A 19,848-nucleotide genomic window follows, 5' to 3' on the forward strand; every position below is an offset into this window, starting at 1 on the left:
GGCGGTGCATCAGGCGGCGTAGGGGCGAAGGGTGCGGGCGTCCTTGAGTGCGGCCGCCCACCACTGGAGCTTTTCGAGCATCACCTTGGCGGGCACGGTGGCGCCGGGCGCGCTCAGGGCGCCGTCGTCGCCGATGTGCTCGCGGATGCCGTGGAAACTGACCGTGTCCCGGATGGTGGTCGCGTGCAGTTCGGCGAAGACCTGGCGGAGCTGTTCCACCGCCCGCAGGCCGCCGGAGAGGCCGCCGTAGGAGACGAACGCCACCGGCTTGGCCTGCCACTCCGTGCGGTGCCAGTCGATCAGGTTCTTCATCGGGGCGGTGAAGCTGTGGTTGTACTCCGGCGTGATCACGACGAACGCGTCGGCCGACTCCAGGCGTCCGGCGACGGCGCCGAGCACCTCGGCCGACCCGGGCCCGGGGCCGTGCGTCAGGGACAGCGGCAGTTCGACGCCGGCCAGGTCCAGGACGTCGATGTCGAACATCGCGGAGGACCGGGCCTCCTCGACGAACCAGCGCGCGACGGCCGGGCCGGTGCGGCCCTCGCGGGACGATCCGATGATCACGGCCAGCCGCAGTACTTGCTCAGACATGGGTTTTCCTTCCTGTCATCCGGGGCCCGGGGACCGGGCCTGGCGAAGGGAACGGACTCGCGGGCAGAGCGGCGACGACGGCGGGTGCGGTGCGCTTCGGCGCGCACCGCACCCTCCCGTGGCCGGCCGGCCGGCCGCCCGGTCGGAGGTCAGGCGCGGCCGCTGCGGATCGCGCGCATCTCGGCCACCCACTTGTCGGCGTCGTCGGCGCGCAGGCGGAAGGAGTCGGCCGAGCCCTTGTGCGTGAAGATGTGCATCCGGTTCTCCTCCACACCGGTGAGCGCGGCCAGCGCCACCTGCTCCGGCTCCAGCACCTCGGAGTGCTCCTTCAGCAGGGCGAGTTGCTCGTTGCTGCTGACGCTGGCGGCCAGCATCGGCGTGTTGACCGCCTGCGGGAGCAGGCAGGAGACGCCGATGCCCCGGTCGCCGTACTCGACCGCGAGGTACTCGGCGAACGCCACGGCCCCCTGCTTGGCGACCGAATAGGGAGCCGCGCCGAACGCGGTGAGGACCCCGCAAGCGGCGATCGTCTGGAGGAGGTGGCCGCGGCCCGCCTCGAGCATCGCCGGGAGCACCGCTCGCGCGGCGTACACGTGCGACATCATGTTGACGTCGAGCGCGCGTTTCCAGTCGTCGTCCGGGGCGTCGAAGCTGCCCGTCACGGTGAGTCCCGCGTTGGAGACGAACAGGTCGACGTCGCCGAAGCGCTCACGGGTGCGCTCGACGAGCGCCTGGACGGACGCCTCGTCGGCCACGTCCGCCTGCACGGCCAGCGTGGCGCCGCCGATCACGGAGGCCACCTTCTCGGCGCCGGCGGCGTCGATGTCGGAGACGACGACCGCGCGGGCTCCGGCCCGGGCGAGCTGTTCCGCGAGTGCCCTGCCGATGCCGCTCGCGGCACCGGTGACCACCGCGACGCTGCCTTCGATCCTCATGTCACAGGCTCCCGAACGGGTTGGTGATGATGTAGCGCCACTCGCCCGCGGCGTTCCTGCGCAGCACGTCGAGTCCGCGGCCGGTGCCGGTCATCTCCGGCGCGCCGGGCACCTCGATGCTCCAGTCGACGACCAGCGCGGCGGTGTCGCCGACGACATAGCTCCCGCTCACCTCGGCCGAGAGCTTCGGTTCCCGCTTCAGGAACTCGGCCACGGCCTCCCGGTGTTCGGCGCCGCTGACCGCCTTGCCGGGCTCCCAGACCGCCGATGCGCCCGGCGCGTACACCGACATGATCGCGTCGATGTCACGGGCGGCGTAGGCATCCAGGTACCGCTGGTTCATCTCCGCCGGGTCGGCGGGCTCGGCGGGTGCCGGAGCGGAGTCGGCGGGGTGCAGCCCGCGCACCTCCAGGTCCTTCTCCAGGTACTCCATCCGCCGGGCCAGGAACTCCTTCATGTACGGCTGGGCGAGGTGCCGGGCCAGGTCCTTCTTCGTGGCCCACATCTCGTAGAAGACGAAGAGGTCGGCGTCGTCCGCGTCCTGGCTGATCCAGCTGCCGAGGCAGCCCTCCTCGGCTCGGGACCGCTCGGCGAAGGAGACGAGCAGCGCGCCCAGTTCCGCCGCCTTCTCGGGCTTGGCGCGGGCGAAGCCCACCGCGGCCTGTATGTCGTTCTGCATGCGGTACTCCTCAGCCGAGTAGCGTGCCACCGGTGGCATCGATGAACGAGCCGGTGATCCACCGGGCGTCGTCGGAGGCGGCGAAGGCGACGATGTCCGCCACCTCCGAGACCTCGCCGACCCGGTTGAACACCGACAGGGCGGACATCTGCTCGAGCGCCTCCGGGTCCTCGAACACCGGGTCGCCGTTGTCCGTGACACCGGGGGCCACCGTGTTGATGGTGATGTTGCGGGGTGCCAGCACCGGGGCCATGTGCAGCGTGATCTGCTCCAGGGCGCCCTTGCTCATCGCGTAGGCGATCTGGATGGGGAACGCGGAGTGGGTGACGCCGGAGGAGACGTTGACGATGTGCCCGCCGTCGGGGATCAGCTCCAGCGCCTTCTGGATGAGGAAGAACGGCGCCTTGGCGTTGACCGTGTAGCAGTTGTCGATGATCTCCTCGGTGACCGCGCTCGGACCCGCGCCCGCGAACCCGGTGGCTGCGGCGTTGTTCACCAGGATGTCCAGCCTGCTGGAGCCGGTGTGCTCGACCAGGCCGGCCGCCACCCCTGCCAGCAACTGCTCCACCGCGCCGGGCGTACCCAGCCGCGCCTGCACGGTGAAGGCACGGCCGCCGGCCTCCTCGATGAGGGCCACGGTCTCCTTCGCCGCGCCCTCGTTGCTGGAGTAGTTCACCGCGACGACTGCACCGTCCTGCGCGAGCCGGAGCGCGATGCCCCGCCCGATACCGCGACTGGCGCCGGTGACCAGCGCCGTCTTGTTCTGGAGCCTGCTCATTGATAACCCTTCGGAACTGAGGACTGGGTGACTGTGTGACTCGTGACCGGGGCCCGTGACCAGGGGCCCGTGACCGGGGTCTCGTGACCGGGTGACTCGGGCCGGGGGATACGAGAGATCGCCCTACGGAGCGTTCTTGGCGACGGCCTCGCGCACCGCCGGCGCGATCTCCCCGGCCCAGCGGGCGACGGAGGCCATGTCCGGCGTACCGCCGCGGCGCGAGAAGAGCATGAAGCCCGACGCGCCGTGGTCGACTACGGCCGAGGTCAGCTCCTCGACCCACTGGCCGGCCGATCCGCCGACCCAGCGTCCGTCGCGGTCACGCGTGGCGGTCAGCGGCCGGTCGGTGATCCGGCCGGGGAGGTTGAACACGGTGCGGATCTCGCGGGGATCGCGGCCCACGGCCGCCGCCGCCTCGTCGATGACCGGCCGCGACGTCCGGTAGCGCTCGCTGACCCAGTCCGCCGCGTGTCCGGGGATCCACCCGTCGGCCACCCGGCCGGTGGCGGCCAGGGACTTGCGGCCGACCGAGCCGGTCCACACCGGGGGCGCCGCCACCGGCGCCGGTTCGATCTGGTTCACCCGGTAGTGGCGGCCCTGGAAGGTGACGGGCGGTCCCCCGCCCGACAGCTTCTTGACGAGGACGATCGCCTCCTCGAAGGCCTCCACGGCGTCGGACGGGGAGAGCCGTTCCACGCCCATGTCGGCGATCCGCTCCCACAGGCCGCCGGCGCCCATGCCGAGGACTACGCGGCCACCGGAGAGTGCGGACAGCGACGTCACGGTGCGTGCCAGCATCGCGGGGGGTCGCGTGGGGAGGTTGCTGACGTTCGCGAAGCCCGCGAGACGCTGCGTACGTCCGATCATGAAGCCCACGGTGGCGTACGCGTCCAGGCGCTGCCCGACGTAGGGGTGGTCCGACAGGGAGAAGAGGTCGAGCCCCTCGCGGTCGGCCAGCTGGGCCATGCCGAGCAGTTCCGGCGCGTCGCCGATGGTGCTGTGCGCACCGAAGCCGAAGACGACTTCTCGTGCAGACAATGTCGTGCCTTTCGTGTCATGTCGTTCGAGGGTGCGGCGAACCCTCCCGGGGCGCCGCCGGGCCCTGCCGCCGGCCGTCAGGCGGCGGCTCAGCCGGCCGCGGAGACGGTCGCGTGGAAGGCGTAGCGGCGGCCGGCTCCGGCCTCCGCCTGCCCCATGTACTCCAGGAGCGGCTCGATCACCTCCTTGATGTGGACGACCGCCTCGGCCTCCGACACCCACTCGGAGAGCAGGAAGATCCCGCTGTCGTCGGCGGATACGTGGAAGTTGGCGGCGAGGGCGCCCGGGTACGCGCGATCCTCGCCCTCGGTCTTCTCCTCCTTGCCGAGCAGTCCGTCGACCCAGGCGCGGGCCGTCTCGCCGTCGTTCATGGCGAAGAAGGCGGCCGGGTAGCACTGGACGTCCGGGAGGGGGTCGGGCAGTTCGGTGGGCCGCACCACCCGGTACAGCTCGAAGGCGCGGGGCTCGCCGGGCGTGAGGCCCAGTGCCTGCCAGTCGGGGCGCAGGGTCCGCGACGCCTCGCGCAGGGCCGCTTCCGACACGCCGTCCGTGGACCACTGGGCGTAGGACAGCAGCGACGTGCCGTCGGTGCCGGTGAACAGGGACAGGGCGACGAGGCCGGCGGGCCACTCGGCGGACTCCCAGTGTGCGACGACCGCGGCCGCGGCGGACGGCAGGCGCCCGGGGTCGCCGCCCACGGCCTCCTCCACCAGCGCCGTGGTGACGTCGGCGCGGCCGATGTCGGGCCTGGCGTGGGACGTGACGGGCATCGTCGACTCCTCGCGGCTCGGCGCGGTCACGGCTTGCGTCCGATGACGAGGACGTCGTCGTGCAGGTCGGCGACCTCCACGGTCTCCGGCCAGAAGCCGGCCTCCCGCAGCCACACGTGCAGGTCGTCTGCGGTGTACTCGTGGCCGCCGCGAGACCAGACGAGCATGGTGAGCCCGGCCAGCGCCCCGTGCATGGCCGGCTGCTCCCCGCCGGCCATCGGGTCGTAGACGAAGACGGAGCCGCCGGGCTCCAGTGCGTCGTAGGCCCGCTTCAGCAGCCTGATCCGGTCCTCCACGCCCCAGTTGTGCAGCACGTGTCCGAAGACGAGCACGTCGGCCTTGGGCAGCTCGTCCTTGAAGAAGTCGCCTCCGTGGAAGGCGACCGGCGACGCGGTGCCGCCGAGCCGCTCCATGTGCCGCTCGAAGGCCGGCTCCAGCGGCGGCAGGTCGAAGACGGCGCCCTTCAGGTGGGGGTTGTGCGTGACCACCTGGTGCGCGAAGTTGCCGCGGGCGCCGCCGATGTCGACGAAGGACGTGTACTCGCTCCAGTCGAAGCGGCTCATGGCCACCGCGATGGGCGTGTTGAGCAGGTCCATGCTGTCCAGGAAGCCGTCGGTGGCCTCGGCGTCCGCGTACAGGCTGTCGTACGGGTTGCCGGCGACCGCGGCCTGGTTCTGGGGCTTGCCGGTGCGCAGTGAGTCGGCCAGACCGCCCCAGGCGGGGTTCAGCTCCTGCCGGCAGAAGTGCAGGTATCCGCCGAGGTACTCGGGGCGGCCGCTGACGAGGAACTGCTCGGCGACCGCGGAGTTGGTGAACCTGCCGTCCTCAGCCTCCAGCAGGCCGAGGTGGCTGAGGCCGGAGAGCAGGTCGTGGGTGCCGAGCCGGACCAGTCCGATACGGTCGGCGAGCTCCTCGGAGGTCGCCGCCTGCTTCGACAGTTCGGTGAAGACGTTGTGCTCGACGGCTGCCAGCAGCATCTGTGCCTGCCAGGAGCCGAGGACGAGGCCCATGATCGGGCCGGGGTTCACGGCGGCGTGTTCGGACGTTTCGACGTCGACGGCCATGGTGGGAAAGCCTCCTTGGTGAGGTGGACGGGTGGTGCGAACAGCGGTCACGGACCGGGCCGGACCGGACGGCGGCCGGCGAGCGCGGCGGCGAGGCCGACCGCTCCGGCCGCCGTGATGAGGAGCAGCGCCGGGCGGGGTCCGTCGCCGTGGGTCAGGAGCAGCGCGGCCGGCGGCAGCAGCAGTCCGGCGCCGAGCTGCACACAGGTCTGGTAGAGCGAGATGGCCGCGCCCCGGTCGGCCGCGTCGAACGCCGCCGCGGCCTGCGTGTTCAGGGCGACGAAGGCGCAGCAGAACCCCGCTTCGACGAGCAGCAGGGACGGCAGCATGCCGAGCGCGTACGGGCCGCCTTCGGGCCGGGCCAGGTACAGGGCGTACCCCAGGAGCGGGAAGAAGGCGCCGAGCGTCACGAGCCTGCGGGTCCCGTACCGGGCGATGAGCCGGCCCGCGAAGGGGACGGTCAGTGCCAGGGGGACGCAGGCGGGAAGCAGCGCGAGCGCGGTCGGCCACGGGGACCAGCCGTACTCCTCCTGGGCCTGGAACACCATCAGTACCAGCAGGCACTGGTAGGTGCCGTTGAGTGAGGCGGCGCCCAGTGCGGAACGCAGCAGGGAGGGTTCCTTCAGCAGCGCGAGACGTGGCGGCCGGGGTGGCCGGGTGCCGTGCTCACGTGGCAGGACACGGAGGCCGGCCAGCAGCAGGGCCAGGGCGATCGGCGCGGGGAAGGCGAACACCCAGCGCCAGCTGTCCTCCAGGAGCAGGCCCGCGAGGAGCAGCCCCGCGGTGAAGCCGGCCGCGCCGAAGAGCGAGTAGACGGACAACGCCCTGCGTCTGCCCGGCCCGTCGGGGAAGAGGTCGTTGATGATGGCGAGGCCGGTCGGTGCGGTCAGGGCCGCGCAGCCGCCCTTGACCACGCGGACGGCGACGAGGAGCGCCAGGCTGTCGACGAGCGCGCCCGCCACCGAGGCCAGGCCGAACAGCAGCATCGCACCCAGGTAGACCCGTCGCCGTCCCGCGCGGGCGGACAGGACCGGGCCGAGCAGGAGCAGCGCGGCGAAGCCGAGGGCGAAGCCGCTCATCAGCCACTGGGCGCCCCACGGTGTCAGGCCGAAACCGGCGGCGATGGTGGGCAGCGCGATGAGTACTACGGACACCTCGATGGCGTCCAGGAGCATGTTGCCGGAGAGCACCAGCAGTTGGGTCCACTGCCGGGCGTCCCAGCGCCGGCCCGCCGCCTGTGGGTCGGCGGCGGTGCCGGTCACCACTGGAGGGCCTGCCCCTCGGGTGTTCCGTCCTCGCCCAGGAAGGTCGCGGTGGGCCCGTCGTCGCCGAGGGTGGCGAGGTGTACCGGGATGTGCGCGCCCTGCTCGGTGGTGAGGACCCCGTGGTGCCCGTTGATGTCCGTGGCCACGAAGCCCGGGGAGGCGGCGTTCACGAGGATGCCGGTTCCGCGCAGCTCGTTGGCGTAGGTCAGGGTGACGGCGTTGAGGGCCGTCTTCGACGTGGCGTACGAGAGCATGACCGGGAACTCGCCGGGCGGGTGCACCCCGGTCGGGTCGACGTTGGCGGCGGCCGCCGAGAGCGAGCCGATCGCGCTGCTGACGTTGACGATGCGGGCGGACGGGGCCCGGCGCAGCAGGGGCAGCAGGGCGTTGGTCACCGTGATGACGCCGAAGACGTTGGTCTCGTAGACCGCGCGTACCTGGTCGGCGGGGGTCTCGCTGGGCGGCTGCATGGGGCCGCCGACCCCGGCGTTGTTGACCAGGACGTGCAGGAGACCCGCTTCCTCCGCCAGCCGCTGGGCGGCGAGTGCGACGGACTTCTCGTCCGTCACGTCGAGGTGCAGGAAGCGTACGTCGAGGCCGTCGGCGCGCAGCGCGCCCTCGGCGGCCCGGCCGCGCTCCTCGTCGCGGGCCCCCAGGTAGACGACCAGGCCGAGTTCGGCGAGTTGCCGGGCGATCTCGTGGCCGATCCCCTTGTTGGCTCCGGTGACGACGGCGATGCGCGCGGTCTCGGAGGACGCGGTCTCGGAGGACATGATCTCCCTCTCACACTGGGTCGGTTCGGGTGACGGCGGCTCAGCCGAGCAGGGTGCCGCCGGTGGCGTCGACGAAGGCGCCGGTGATCCAGCGGGCCTCGTCGGTGGTCAGGAAGGTGATGACGTCGGCGACGTCGCCGGCCTCGCCGACCCGGTTGAAGGCCGAGAACCGGGCCATCGCCTCGACGGCCTCGGGGTTGTCGAAGATCGCGCCGCCGTTGTCGGTGATGCCCGGCGCGACGCTGTTGATCGTGATGCCGCGCGGGGCGAGCAGCCGGGCCAGCTGGAAGGTGAGCTGCTCCACCGCGCCCTTGGTCATCGCGTAGGCCACCTGGTCGGGCACGGAGGTGCGGGTGACGCCCGTGGTGATGTTGACGATGCGGCCGCCGTCCGGCATCTGCTCCAGGGCCCGCTGGACGATGAAGTACGGCGCCTTCGCGTTCACGGCGAAGTAGCGGTCGAACTCCTCGGGCGTGAGGTCCTCGGGCGCCGAGCCGGTGGAGGTGACGGCCGCATTGTTGACCAGGATGTCCAGGCGGCACTCCCCGATGCGTTCCTTGAGTCCGCGCTCCAGCCCCAGGAAGAGTTCGTGCACGTCACCGGGGACGCCGAGTTCGGCGCGGACCTTGAAGGCGCTGCCGCCCTCCTTCTCGATGCGCTCGACGGTCTCGTCGGCCGCCTCGTCGTTGGCCGCGTAGTGCACGGCGACCAGCGCGCCCTCTCGGGCGAGACGGATCGCCGTCGCCCTGCCGATGCCGCGACTGGATCCGGTGACGAGGGCCGTCTTGTCGGTGAGCCTGTCCACGGTTGACCTTCCGGGTAGGTGGGTGTGCGAGGGGTGCGGCCGGGCGACCGGTGCGGACCGCCGGGGCGGCTCCGGCGCGTCGAGGCCGCTGATCATGCGGGCCAGGTGCCGGCGGGCGGTGCCGAACTCCAGGAGCTCGCCGAGGACCCCGCGCAGCGCGGTGACCTCGTCGGGGCCGAACAGCAGGTGCGCCTGGGCCTGGATGTTGGCCAGGGTGCGCGCGCCGGCCGGGTGCCGCTCCGCGTGGTAGGCGTCGAGCTGGTCGGGCCCGGCTCGTCCGGTGACCACCCGGGCGAGCCTGGGCCCGAGGTCTGCCGCGTCCTGCAGACCGAGGTTGACGGCCTGTCCGCCGACCGGCATCTGGTGGTGTGCGGCGTCGCCGGCGAGCAGCACCCGGCCGCGCCGGTACTCGGTGGCCTGCCGGGAGGCGTTGCCGAAGCGGTTCAGCCACAGCGGGCGCCCGTGCCCGATGTCCTCCCCCGTCACCGCGGCCCAGGCCTCCGTGACCTGGGTGAACGTCGGTTCACCGACCGGCTGTTCGCCGTACCGGTGGACCATGAGCCGGGTGGTGCCGTCGGGTCTGCGGTAGGCGGTGGCGACCCCGGCGTCATAGCGCTTGAGCCGCCGGTCGTCGAGGTCGATGCCGGCGACGTCGGCGCGCAGCATCACCTTGTCGGCGTCGTGTCCGGCGAACTCGAATCCGCCGAGGTCGCGCACGGTGCTGTGTTCTCCGTCGCAGCCGACCAGGTAGCCGGCGGTGAGCCGGTAGGCCCGGCCGTCCGGTGCGCGTACGTCGATCCGGACTCCGTCGCCCGTCTGCCGCAGTCCGGTCAGCGTGTGCCCGCGCCGGATCGCGGCGCCCAGGTCGAGCGCGTACCGCTGGAGCTCGGTCTCCAGGTGGTACTGGAGGCACTCCCACTGCCCGGCGTACGGGTGGTCCGGGTCGGCCTCGGCGAGGTCCAGGCGCAGGCCGCCGAAGTGGCCGGGCCCCACCGCGGGAAGCTCGCCGAGTCTGGGCAGCAGGCCGCGGTCGGCGAAGATCTCCATCGTCCGCGCGTGCAGGACGGAGGCCCGCGACTCCCCCGTCGGCTCGGTAAGCCGCTCCAGGACGAGGACGTTCGCGCCGCCCGCCCGCAGTTCGGCGGCGAGGAAGAGTCCGACGGGCCCGGCGCCGGCCACGACCACGTCGGCCGTGTCGGTGGCCGGGTCGCGCCGGGTCACCGGGGCCGGTCCGCGGCGGGCCCGAACCAGCGGGTCAGCGCCGAGTTCAGGTCCTGGTGGCTGCCGGGGGCGGCCCAGGCGACGTAGCCGTCCGGGCGCAGCAGTACGGCCGCGGTGCCGGCCGCCGGGCTGTGCTCGGGCAGACCGTCCGCGCTCGCGGTCACGATGTCGACGCGGTCGCGCCAGCCCTGGGCCCGGCGGCGCAGCACGGCGTTGTCGTGGAGGTCGAGGAGCACACCGCGCCCGGCGCGCAGCAGGGCGGTGCTGCTCGTCCCGCCGGTCGCCGTGGTCAGCGTCAGGTGCGGGAGCCGTCGCCCGAGCAGCGCGTTGCCGCCGCCGCCGACGTCGTAGCGGATGTCCAGGCCGCTGACCTTGGCGGCCAGGTGGTGGGCGACCTCGGGGTAGCGGATCAGTTCGGCGAGGACGCTGCGCAGCGGCTGGGCCTCCTCACCGCCCAGCACCAGAAGGCTCTGCGCCCGGGTGTTGGCGAGCAGGCCGCGTCCGACCTCGTGGCGTTCCGAGTGGTAGGTGTCGAGCAGTTCCTCGGAGGCGTCGCCGCGCAGCACCGACGCCAGTTTCCAGCCCAGGTTGTACGAGTCCTGGATGCTGGTGTTCATGCCCTGGCCGCCCGCGGGCAGGTGCACGTGGGCGGAGTCGCCGGCCAGCAGGACGCGGCCCCGCCGGTACTCGGTGACCTGCCGGGTCGCATCGCCGAAGGCGCTGACCCAGACCGGCTCGGCATGCGAGATGTCGATGCCCGAGAGGCGCTTCCACAGATCGGCGACCTCGGCGAACTCGGGTGCCTCGGTGCGCCGGCGCGGGGTGATGCCCCGCTCGCCGACGATGATCCGGTGGATCCCGCCGGCGAGCTTGGCGACCATCACGAAGCCGCCACCGATCTGCTGTCCGGTCATACGCGGTTCCAGGTCGACGCCCCGCAGGTCGGCGAGGAGCATCTCGGTCGTGGCCGCGGTGCCGGGGAAGTCGAAGCCGGCCGCCTTGCGGACCGTGCTCCGGCCCCCGTCGCAGCCGACGAGATAGCGGGCCCGGACCGTCTCCTCGACGTCGTCGTGCCGCACCTTCACGGTCACGCCGTCGCCGGTGTCCTCGATGGAGACGCACTCGTGGCCGCGCCGTATGTCGGCGCCGAGTTCGCCCGCCCAGGCCTCCAGGGCCTCTTCGGTCACCGACTGCGGTACGGTGCGGGCCGCCTCGTGGGCCGCTCGCAGGACGCCCATGTCCAGCGGCAGGCCACCGAAGTGGCCCATGCCGCTGGTCTCGTACTCACCGAGCCGGCCGAGGAGTCCACGCTGGTCGAACACCTCCATGGTGCCGATGGTCAGACCGATCCCCCGGGACTCCCCGGTGCGGCGAGGGTGCCGTTCCAGCACGGTGACGTCGGTCCCCGCGAGACGCAGTTCCCCGGCGAGCATCAGCCCGGCGGGTCCCGCTCCAACAATGACCACCGAAGCGTCCATGAACCTCTCCTTCTCCAAGCCAGCGGCCGGGCGGCGGCCAGCGGTACTCCCGCCGCGCCGTCGTACAGACAGGCCACCGGCAGCGATCGCAGTGTGATGAGCGGCTCCGCGGCCACGGCCAGGGCGGCGGCGGCCGCGTGCCGCGGTCCGACCAGCACGTCCCGCACGATCCAGCCGGGCGGGCCGGGCGGGGCGTCGGCGTCGGTTCCGTCGCCCAGGTAGTCGAGAGCCGGCCTGCGGCGCAGGCCCGTGCCCAGTCCCTTCAGGTAGGCCTCCTTGCGCGTCCACAGCCGCGCGAACGCGGACGGCCGCAACCGCTCGGGCAGCGCCGTCAGTTCACGCCACTCCGCCGGATGCAGCGTGGGCCCGCACAGCTCCACCGTCTCGATCGTCGGTGTGCGCTGCACATCCACGCCGACGACCACCGCGGCCGTGCCGATCAGGATCAGCCCGTGGCTGTGCGACAGGGAGAAGTGCACCGGCGCGGGCGGGTACCGCAGCACGGGCCTGCCGGTGTGCCGCGCGGACGACGGGCCGGGCTCGCGGCCCAGGCGCAGCCGCTCGGGCGGATAGCCGGTGGCGGCCGAGAGTATCCGGCGCAGCGCGATGTGCGCCGACACGTACTGCACCCGGTCCTCGGGCCGCACGAACAGCTCCGCGCGCCGCGCTTCCGCCGCGTCGAGCTCGCGCGCCGCCAGCCGGGACGCCGCGGCGCTGTCCGGCGGCGGCGGGCGCACCAGCCACAGCGTGAGCTCCGGCGGCTCACCGAGTACGGGGGGCATCGGGGTCACCGCGGGTGCTCGGCCGGCCGTCGTTGGCCGGCACCGGATTCAGCGCCTGCCCTCGGCGTACGCCTTCGCGTGGCCGAGGGTGGCTCTGCTGTTGGTGCTCAGCGCCTTGTGCACGTACTCCCGGGCGTCGGCGACGGTGGCGTCGTCGCCGAGGACGCGGGCGATGTTGGCGGTGTTGAGCACGACGGTGTGCTGCGAGGACGCGATGACGCCGGCGTCGGTCTCGGTGAACGTCCAGTAGCCGGTGTGCAGCGTCATGAGTGCCGGAAGGGTCACCTGCTTGTAGGCGATCCGGTGGTGCGGGAACGTCACCCGGTACGACTTGGTGGTGTGCACGGAGCCGTCCCGGGCGCGGGTGTCCATCTCCAGCGTCTGGAGGCCGGGGGTGTCCTCGGTCAGGCGCACGGTGGCGACGTGGGGCAGCCGCTGCTCCCACAGGTCCGCCTCGTTGATGAAGTCGTAGACGTCCTTGGCGGCCCCGTCGACGGTGACGGAGTCCTCGAAGGAGAAGGTGAGCGCGTCCTCGGCGTGGGCGCGTTCGACATTGGTGCGCAGGGCGGCGAGCTCCGAGCGCGAGTTGCGGTCGACGGCCTCGTCGATCCACTTCAGGTGCTCGGGGTCGTCGTCCACGGCCCGGTAGTCGTGCAGGAGCCGGATGCGCGACTCGGTCGGCGAGACCGGTTCGATGATCCAGGCACCGCCCATGGCCGCGACCGGCGGGGTGGACACCTCCTGCCGGAAGTCGATCCGCAGGCTCTCCGGATCCAGGGTGCGGCGCGAGGTCCAGTTCTTGGCCTCGCCGTTGGCGGTCGCCCAGATCTGGATGCGCTCCTTCCCGGCCTCCAGTTCCGCGTGCTCGACGTGGATGGTCGGCGGGAAGATCCGCGGCCAGTTCTCCACGTCGGCGATCAGCCGGTACACCGTCGCGGCCGGTGCGGCCGCGGTGATCTCGTGCTCGACCTCACGGATGGTCATGGTCAGTCCTCCTCGGGATGGTCAGAAGTTGCCCAGGCCGCCGCAGACGTTGAGCGCCTGCGCGGTGATGGAGGCCGCCGTGTCGGAGGCCAGGTAGCCGACGAGGCCGGCCACCTCCTCGGGCGTGGAGTACCGGCCGAGCGGGATCTTGGCCTGGAACTTCTCGAGGATGGCCGCCTCGTCCGTGTCGTAGGCGGCGGCGTAGCCCTGCCGGACCCGCTGGGCCATGGGCGTCTCCACGTAGCCGGGGCAGACCGCGTTGACGGTGATCCCGGTGGGCGCCAGTTCGTTGCCGAGCGCCTTGGTGAAGCCGACGACGCCGTGCTTGGAGGCGGAGTAGGGGGCGCCGAGCACGACGCCCTGCTTGCCGGCCGTGGAGGCGATGTTGATGATCCGGCCGCGGTCCTTGTGCCGCATGCCGCCGGTGTTGAGGACCTCGCGGGTCACCCGGAAGACGCTGTTGAGGTTGGTCTCGATGACGTCCGCCCACAGCTCGTCGGCGATGTCGGCGGTGACGCCGCCGCCGCTGCGGCCGGCGTTGTTGACCAGTACGTCGATGCTTCCGTAGGCGTCGACCGCGGCCCCCACGAAGTCCCGGACGCCGTCGGCCGAGCGGACGTCGACGGTCCTGCCGCCGACGTCCAGGCCCTCGCCCTGGAGCTCCTTCACCGTCGCGGCGACGCTGTCGGCGTCACGGGCGCCGATGAACACCTGGTGGCCCTGCTGTGCGAGGAGCCGGGCGGCGGCGAGGCCGATTCCGCTGGTGGCTCCGGTGACGAGGGCGACCCGCTTCTCCTGGTCTGGCATGGTCTGTCGTCTCCAGTGGTCCGATGTGGCTCGGTGGTTGATGCGGTGTGTACGACCGCCGCACGCGCCGCCGCCCCCTCGGGAGGAGGAGGGGGCGGCGACGGGTTCGTGGATGCCGGGCGATGGCCGGGCGCGGCCCGGCGGGTCCCGTGTCAGGCGGCGACGGCGAGACGGGAGTTGACGGTCTCGATCAGCGTGCGCGGGGTGTGCATGATGCTGAGCACGTCCTCGTCGAGCGAGATGCCGTACTCGCGCTCTATTCGGCTACCGGTCTCCAGCAGGGCGAGCGACTCGTAGTTCAGCGACTCGAAGTCGGTGTCGAGGATGTCCCCGTCGAGGTTGACGGACTCGTCGGCACCGGCCGCCTCGACCAGGATGCGGCGGAGGTCGTCGAGGGTGAATTCCTGGTCAGCCATAGCGTTTCCTTTCGGTTCAGCGGAGTCGGTCCGCGGCGCGGACGACCAGTGCGGAGTTGAAGCCCCGGTGGCCGCGGGCCAGCACCAGCGCGGTGCGCACCTCGGTGGTGCGCGGCTGGCCGACGACGAGGTCGAGGCCGTACTCCCGGTCCGGCTCCGTGTTCGTCGTGGGCGGGATCAGACCTTCCTCCATCGCGAGGAGGGCGGTCGCGAGGTCGAGCGCGCCGGCGCCGGAGTACAGGGCTCCGGTCATCGTCTTGGGCACCGTGACCGGGACCCGGCCGGTGCCGAAGACCTCGTTCAGCGCCTCGGCCTCGGTCCGGTCCAGCTCGGGGACGGCCGCGCCATCGGCGAAGACGACGTCCACGTCCGCGGCGTCGGCTCCGGCGTCGGCAAGGGCGAGTTCGATCGCCTTGCGCAGGGCGGGAGGGCGCCCGCTGCCCGGCCTGGGGTCGAACGTGGCGCCGTAGCCGGCGATCTCCCCGTAGGCCTTGGCCCCGCGGGCACGGGCGGCGTCCGCCTGCTCCAGAATGAGCAGGGCGCCGCCCTCGCCCGGTACGTGGCCCGCGGCCCGTCGGTCGAAGGGCAGGTACGCGGTCTCCGGGTCCTCTCCGGTGCTCAGCCGGCCGCTGGTCAGCTGGGCCACCCATCCCCAGGGGCACAGGGATGCGTCCACGGCGCCGGAGACGACCAGCGGCGTGCCCTTGCGGACCTGGCGGCGTGCCTGGGCGACGCAGTCCAGACCACCCGCCTGGTCGCTGACGACGACGCCGCTGGGACCCTTCATGCCGTGGCGGATGGAGATCTGGCCGCTGTTGACCGCGTAGAACCAGGCGAAGGACTGGTAGGCGCTGACGTACTCGCTGCCCTGCCCCCACAGTCGTTCCAGCTCTCGCTGGCCGAACTCGAAGCCGCCCGACGCGCTGGAGGTGACGACGCCCATGTCGAACGCGGGCCGTTCCTCGGGGCGTACTCCGGCGTCCTGGAGCGCCCAGTCGGCGGCGACGAGCGCCAGCCGGGTCATGCGGTCGGTCTGCGGCATCAGGCGGTTCGGCAGGTGGTCCTCGGCGGTGAAGCCGTGGATCTCACCGGCCAGCCTGCTCGGGTACTGGGCGGGATCGAAGCGGGACAGCCGCCCGATGCCGCTCTTGCCGACCCGGGCCGCGGACCAGTACTCCTCGGTGCCAAGCCCGTTGGGGGCGACGACGCCGAGTCCGGTCACCACTACGGAGGCACTCATGCGGCGGTCCTTTCCGGCCGGGCCAGCACCATCGCGCTCTGGAAGCCTCCGAAGCCGCTGCCCACGGTCAGCACGGCGTCCGTCTTGTGCTCCCGGGCGGTGACCGGCACATAGTCGAGATCGCATTCGGGATCGGGTTCGTGCAGGTTGGCCGTGGGAGGCACGACGTTGTGGGTCATGGCGAGGGTCGACGCGGCGATCTCGATGGCGCCGATGGCACCGAGGGAGTGGCCGACCATGGATTTGATGGAGCTGACCGGAGTGGCGTAGGCGTGCTCGCCCAGGCTCTTCTTGAACGCGGCGGTCTCGTGCCGGTCGTTCTGCTTGGTGCCCGAGCCGTGCGCGTTGACGTAGTCGATCTGCTCCGGGTTCATCCGCGCCTCGTCCAGCGCGACCCGGATCGCCTCGGCCATCTCCGCGCCGTCGGGGCGCAGTCCCGTCATGTGGTACGCGTTGCTGCGCGTCGCGTATCCGGCGATCTCCGCGTAGATACGGGCGCCCCGGCGGCGGGCACTGTCCAGCTCCTCCAGGACGAAGAAGGCCGAACCCTCACCGAGGACGAAACCGTTGCGGGTGCTGTCGAAGGGACGCGAGGCCCGCTCCGGATCGTCGTGCCGGGGCGTGGTCGCCCTGATCGCGTCGAAGCAGGCCATCGTGATCGGCGAGATCGGTGCGTCGGTGGCGCCCGCGATCATGGTGTCGACGGAGCCTTCGCGGATCAGCTCGATGGCGTAGCCGATGGCGTCGATGCCCGAGGTGCAGCCGGTGGACACCACGGCGTTGGCGCCTTCGGCGCCCACGGCCCAGGCCACTTCGGCGGCGAAGGAGCTGGGCACCAGGTAGTTGTACAGATGCGGGACCGCATAGGTGTGGTCGACCAGGTTCAGCCGGCCGCCGTCGCTGACGACCCGGTACTCCTCGTCCAGGCCCATCGTCGCGCCGACCGCCGTCCCGACGGTGACGCCGGTGCGGTGCGGAGGCCTGCCGGCCAGGTCGAGGCCGCTGTCGGCGAGGGCGCCGCGGGCGGCGACCACCGCGAACTGGCCCGCCCGGTCCATCCGTCGGATCTCCTGCGGGCTGAGCCCGTGGGCCTCCGCGTCGAAGTCGATCTCGGCCGCCACCCGGGAGCGGAAGGGCGACGGATCGAAGAACGTGATGCCACGGGTCGCCGTGCGGCCCTCGCTGAGCAGGGACCAGAACGCGTCGGTGCCCACGCCACCGGGGGCCAGCACCTCCAGGCCCGTGATGACTACGCGCCGCCCGCTCACGCCTTCGCCTCCCAGTCGTAGAAACGGGTCGCCATGGCGTCGGCCGGCGAGCGCCAGGTCGGGGGGTCGTACGCCTCGATGAACGGCTTCAGGTCGTCGCTCATCCGGACGAACCGGGGGTCGGTCTTGGCCTGCTCGATCTGCTCCGAACCGTTCTCACCGTCGAAGTCCTGCAAGTGGAAGTAGAGTCCGCGGTAGTGGAAGAGCTGACGCCGGCGCGTTCCCATTCGGTGCGGCATTTCGGTGGCGTCGAACTCCCGGAAGAGATCGGCCACTTGCCCGCCGGACTCGAGGTCCATCCTGGCCACGATCAGGTTGCTGTGCATGCGATTCTTCTCCAAGTTGTCCAGTCGTTGGTGCGGAGCCGACGGCGCCGGAAAACTCACGGCCTCCGGAGGAGGGAATTCAAAGCCGGGCGACAAGAACGCCGGGCCGGAACCGGACCGAGCCGGAAGGAAAGAGCGGGCGCCTGAGCGGGATTCAGCTCGGGATGCAGCTCGTGGTGCAGCGACAAAGCGCCGGACTCTGACATCAATGTTCTTCGCATTCGGGCCCGATATCAAGGGCGATCGATGCAAATACGCGTCCGGTTCCACAGGTGAATCACCGCTGCACTACAGAGAAGCGTGCACCGGTGCCCCGGGGCCGGTCACTGCGGAGGGTTGCCGTGCTTGCGCGAGGGCAGGTCGGCGTGCTTGGCCCGCAGCATGTCGAGGGAGCGGATCAGCACCGAGCGGGTCTCCCTCGGGTCGATCACGTCGTCGATCAGTCCGCGTTCGGCCGCGTAGTACGGGTGCATCAGCTCGTCCTTGTACTCCGCCATGCGCCGCTCACGGACCGCGTCGGGGTCCTCGGCGGCGTTGATCTCCCGGCGGAAGACGACGTTGGCGGCGCCCTCGGCCCCCATCACCGCGATCTCGTTGGTAGGCCAGGCCAGGGCCAGGTCGGCGCCGATGGAACGGGAGTCCATCACGATGTAGGCGCCACCGTACGCCTTGCGCAGCACCAGCGAGATCCGTGGCACGGTGGCGTTGCAGTACGCGTACAGCAGCTTGGCGCCGCGCCGGATGATGCCGTTGTGCTCCTGGTCCACCCCGGGCAGGAATCCCGGCACGTCGACCAGGGTGACCAGGGGAATGTTGAACGCGTCGCAGAACTGGACGAAGCGGGCGCCCTTCTCGGAGGCGTCGATGTCCAGCACTCCGGCCATCGCGGCGGGCTGGTTGGCGACGACGCCCACGACGTGGCCGTCGAGCCGGGTCAGCGCGCAGACGATGTTCGCGGCCCACAGCGGATGCACCTCGAAGTACTCGCCGTCGTCGACGACCTCCTCGATCACCTTGCGGATGTCGTACGCCTGTCCGGCGCCGGCCGGGACCAGGTCGAGCAGCGCGTCGTTGAGCCGGTCGGCCGGGTCGCCGGAACGCTCGACGGGCGACAGTTCCCGGTTGTTGGCGGGCAGCAGCGAGAGCAGGTAGCGGACGTCCTCGATGCACTCGGCCTCGTCGTCGTAGGCGAAGTGGGAGACGCCGGAGGTCGCGGCGTGGACGTCGGCGCCGCCCAGTCCGTTCTGGCTGATCTCTTCGCCGGTGACCGTCTTGACGACGTCCGGGCCGGTGATGAACATCTGGCTGGTGTCCCGGACCATGAAGACGAAGTCGGTCAGCGCGGGCGAGTAGGCGGCGCCGCCCGCGCACGGGCCGAGCATCACGGAGATCTGCGGGATGACGCCGGAGGAGCGGGTGTTGCGCTGGAAGATGCCGCCGTAGCCGGCGAGCGCGGTGACACCCTCCTGGATACGGGCGCCGGCCCCGTCGTTGAGCGAGACCAGCGGTGCGCCCGCCGCCTCGGCCAGGTCCATGATCTTGTGGATCTTCTGGGCGTGCGCCTCGCCGAGCGCGCCGCCGAAGATCCGGAAGTCGTGCGCGTAGACGAAGACGGTGCGGCCGTGCACGGTGCCCCAGCCGGTCACCACGCCGTCGCTGTACGGCTTGCGGTCCTCCAGGCCGAACCCGGTGGCCCGGTGCCGGCGCAGGCTCTCCACCTCGTTGAACGATCCTTTGTCCAATAGGAGGGTGATGCGCTCCTGGGCTGTCAGCTTGCCCTTGGCGTGCTGGCGTTCGGTGGCCGCCGGGTCGGGGCCGAGCCGCGCCGTCTCCTTGATCTCGGTCAGCTCGTCGATCCGGGACTGGATCGACTCGTGCGCTGTGGCCATGGTGTTCCCCACCTTCCCTGGGTCGTCGGGTGACGGCGATCAGCGGTCGGATCCGGGCCGGTACAGCCGGATGAAGTCCGCGACGCCGGTGGTGACCAGCGCCTCCGTCTCGAAGTCCGGGAGCGGAAGGGCGCCGTGGAAGGAGCGCTGGACGACGCCGCCCGCGACCAGCTGGATGAAGCGTTCGGCGGCGTGCTCGGCGTCGGTGAAGGCGAGCAGGCCCTGGTCGGCCACGCGCTGGAGGCGCCGGGCCAGTTCCCGGTTGGCCTGCCGGGGGCCGGCGGTCTGCCACATCTCCAGGACGCCGGCCGGCCGTGTGGTGATCTCGGCACCGAGGTGGCGGACGATGGCGAAGTGCTCCGGGAAGGCGGACAGCGGCGTCAGCCAGGCGCGGCCCAGGGCCGCCAGGTCCTGCTCCAGGTCGGTGATCTCGGCGAGGTGGTCCTCCGCGATGACCGTCAGCGCGGCGGAGACCGCGGCGGCGCCCTCCAGGAGGACGGAGAGCAGCAGTTGCTCCTTGTCCCGGAAGTAGTGGACGACCGTGGCCTCCTCGAGGCCGCTCTGTTCGGCGACGTCCTTGACGCCGGTGTGCGTCCAGCCCTCCCGCGCGAAGACGGCACGGGCCGCCCGCACGATCGCCTGGCGCTCCTCCGCCGGTCCGGCCTGGACGCGCGCCATGGTTGCCTGCTGCGTGGTCATGGGTGTTCCTCCCGTTGATGTGTGGTTTCCGTACTGGCCG

20 protein-coding genes are annotated in these 19,848 nt (G+C 71.7%); all 20 read right to left on the reverse strand.

The features are described 5' to 3' along the window. Nucleotides 1–9 precede the first annotated feature (9 nt). Nucleotides 10–591, reverse strand: coding sequence for an NAD(P)H-dependent oxidoreductase (locus RI578_RS10455; RefSeq protein ID WP_310870834.1), 582 nt, complete (start codon nucleotides 589–591; stop codon nucleotides 10–12). Between the two features lie 149 nt (nucleotides 592–740). After that, entirely contained in the window at nucleotides 741–1,526 is a 786-nt protein-coding gene (locus RI578_RS10460; protein ID WP_310870835.1) for an SDR family oxidoreductase, read from the reverse strand. A gap of 1 nt (nucleotide 1,527) precedes the next feature. Beyond that, the gene (locus tag RI578_RS10465; RefSeq protein WP_310870836.1) at nucleotides 1,528–2,205 is read right to left on the reverse strand and encodes an antibiotic biosynthesis monooxygenase; all 678 of its coding nucleotides are present in this window, start codon (nucleotides 2,203–2,205) and stop codon (nucleotides 1,528–1,530) included. Between the two features lie 10 nt (nucleotides 2,206–2,215). Next, the gene (locus RI578_RS10470; RefSeq protein WP_310870837.1) at nucleotides 2,216–2,983 is read right to left on the reverse strand and encodes an SDR family oxidoreductase; all 768 of its coding nucleotides are present in this window, start codon (nucleotides 2,981–2,983) and stop codon (nucleotides 2,216–2,218) included. A 123-nt stretch (nucleotides 2,984–3,106) separates the two neighbouring features. Further along, complete coding sequence (locus tag RI578_RS10475) at nucleotides 3,107–4,021, reverse strand: LLM class flavin-dependent oxidoreductase (RefSeq protein WP_310870838.1); 915 nt, start codon at nucleotides 4,019–4,021, stop codon at nucleotides 3,107–3,109. A gap of 89 nt (nucleotides 4,022–4,110) precedes the next feature. Continuing rightward, nucleotides 4,111–4,791, reverse strand: a complete 681-nt coding sequence (locus RI578_RS10480) for a hypothetical protein (RefSeq protein WP_310870839.1) — start codon at nucleotides 4,789–4,791, stop codon at nucleotides 4,111–4,113. A gap of 26 nt (nucleotides 4,792–4,817) precedes the next feature. After that, nucleotides 4,818–5,855: a methyltransferase gene (locus RI578_RS10485; protein WP_310870840.1), complete on the reverse strand. Its 1,038-nt coding sequence runs from the start codon at nucleotides 5,853–5,855 to the stop codon at nucleotides 4,818–4,820. Nucleotides 5,856–5,902: 47 nt separating this feature from the next. Further along, the gene (locus tag RI578_RS10490) at nucleotides 5,903–7,117 is read right to left on the reverse strand and encodes an MFS transporter (protein ID WP_310870841.1); all 1,215 of its coding nucleotides are present in this window, start codon (nucleotides 7,115–7,117) and stop codon (nucleotides 5,903–5,905) included. Continuing rightward, on the reverse strand, nucleotides 7,114–7,893 hold the full coding sequence (locus RI578_RS10495) for an SDR family oxidoreductase (RefSeq protein ID WP_310870842.1): 780 nt from the start codon (nucleotides 7,891–7,893) through the stop codon (nucleotides 7,114–7,116). Before RI578_RS10495 ends, RI578_RS10490 begins: the two co-directional genes overlap by 4 nt. 40 nt (nucleotides 7,894–7,933) lie before the next feature. Continuing rightward, complete coding sequence (locus tag RI578_RS10500) at nucleotides 7,934–9,919, reverse strand: SDR family oxidoreductase (RefSeq protein ID WP_310870843.1); 1,986 nt, start codon at nucleotides 9,917–9,919, stop codon at nucleotides 7,934–7,936. Further along, complete coding sequence (locus tag RI578_RS10505; RefSeq protein ID WP_310870844.1) at nucleotides 9,916–11,397, reverse strand: FAD-dependent monooxygenase; 1,482 nt, start codon at nucleotides 11,395–11,397, stop codon at nucleotides 9,916–9,918. The genes RI578_RS10500 and RI578_RS10505 overlap by 4 nt, the downstream gene beginning before the upstream one ends. Then, a complete protein-coding gene (locus tag RI578_RS10510; RefSeq protein WP_310870845.1) occupies nucleotides 11,352–12,179 on the reverse strand; it encodes a 4'-phosphopantetheinyl transferase superfamily protein in 828 nt (275 codons plus the stop codon). Before RI578_RS10510 ends, RI578_RS10505 begins: the two co-directional genes overlap by 46 nt. Nucleotides 12,180–12,227: 48 nt before the next feature. Next, nucleotides 12,228–13,163: an aromatase/cyclase gene (locus tag RI578_RS10515; protein ID WP_310870846.1), complete on the reverse strand. Its 936-nt coding sequence runs from the start codon at nucleotides 13,161–13,163 to the stop codon at nucleotides 12,228–12,230. A 21-nt stretch (nucleotides 13,164–13,184) separates the two neighbouring features. Continuing rightward, nucleotides 13,185–13,970: a 3-oxoacyl-ACP reductase FabG gene (fabG, locus tag RI578_RS10520; protein WP_310870847.1), complete on the reverse strand. Its 786-nt coding sequence runs from the start codon at nucleotides 13,968–13,970 to the stop codon at nucleotides 13,185–13,187. A 152-nt stretch (nucleotides 13,971–14,122) separates the two neighbouring features. Continuing rightward, nucleotides 14,123–14,386 (reverse strand): phosphopantetheine-binding protein, encoded by a 264-nt coding sequence (locus RI578_RS10525; RefSeq protein WP_310870848.1) that lies wholly within the window; start codon nucleotides 14,384–14,386, stop codon nucleotides 14,123–14,125. Nucleotides 14,387–14,402: 16 nt separating this feature from the next. Then, on the reverse strand, nucleotides 14,403–15,626 hold the full coding sequence (locus RI578_RS10530) for a ketosynthase chain-length factor (protein ID WP_310870849.1): 1,224 nt from the start codon (nucleotides 15,624–15,626) through the stop codon (nucleotides 14,403–14,405). Continuing rightward, nucleotides 15,623–16,894: a beta-ketoacyl-[acyl-carrier-protein] synthase family protein gene (locus RI578_RS10535; protein ID WP_310870850.1), complete on the reverse strand. Its 1,272-nt coding sequence runs from the start codon at nucleotides 16,892–16,894 to the stop codon at nucleotides 15,623–15,625. Before RI578_RS10535 ends, RI578_RS10530 begins: the two co-directional genes overlap by 4 nt. Further along, nucleotides 16,891–17,220, reverse strand: a complete 330-nt coding sequence (locus tag RI578_RS10540) for a TcmI family type II polyketide cyclase (RefSeq protein ID WP_310870851.1) — start codon at nucleotides 17,218–17,220, stop codon at nucleotides 16,891–16,893. The genes RI578_RS10535 and RI578_RS10540 overlap by 4 nt, the downstream gene beginning before the upstream one ends. A 323-nt stretch (nucleotides 17,221–17,543) precedes the next feature. Then, the gene (locus RI578_RS10545) at nucleotides 17,544–19,109 is read right to left on the reverse strand and encodes an acyl-CoA carboxylase subunit beta (protein ID WP_310870852.1); all 1,566 of its coding nucleotides are present in this window, start codon (nucleotides 19,107–19,109) and stop codon (nucleotides 17,544–17,546) included. Between the two features lie 39 nt (nucleotides 19,110–19,148). Next, nucleotides 19,149–19,808, reverse strand: coding sequence for a TetR/AcrR family transcriptional regulator (locus tag RI578_RS10550; RefSeq protein WP_310870853.1), 660 nt, complete (start codon nucleotides 19,806–19,808; stop codon nucleotides 19,149–19,151). Nucleotides 19,809–19,848 lie beyond the last annotated feature (40 nt).

The organism is Streptomyces sp. BB1-1-1, assembly GCF_031597775.1.
Lineage (GTDB): Bacteria > Actinomycetota > Actinomycetes > Streptomycetales > Streptomycetaceae > Streptomyces > Streptomyces thinghirensis.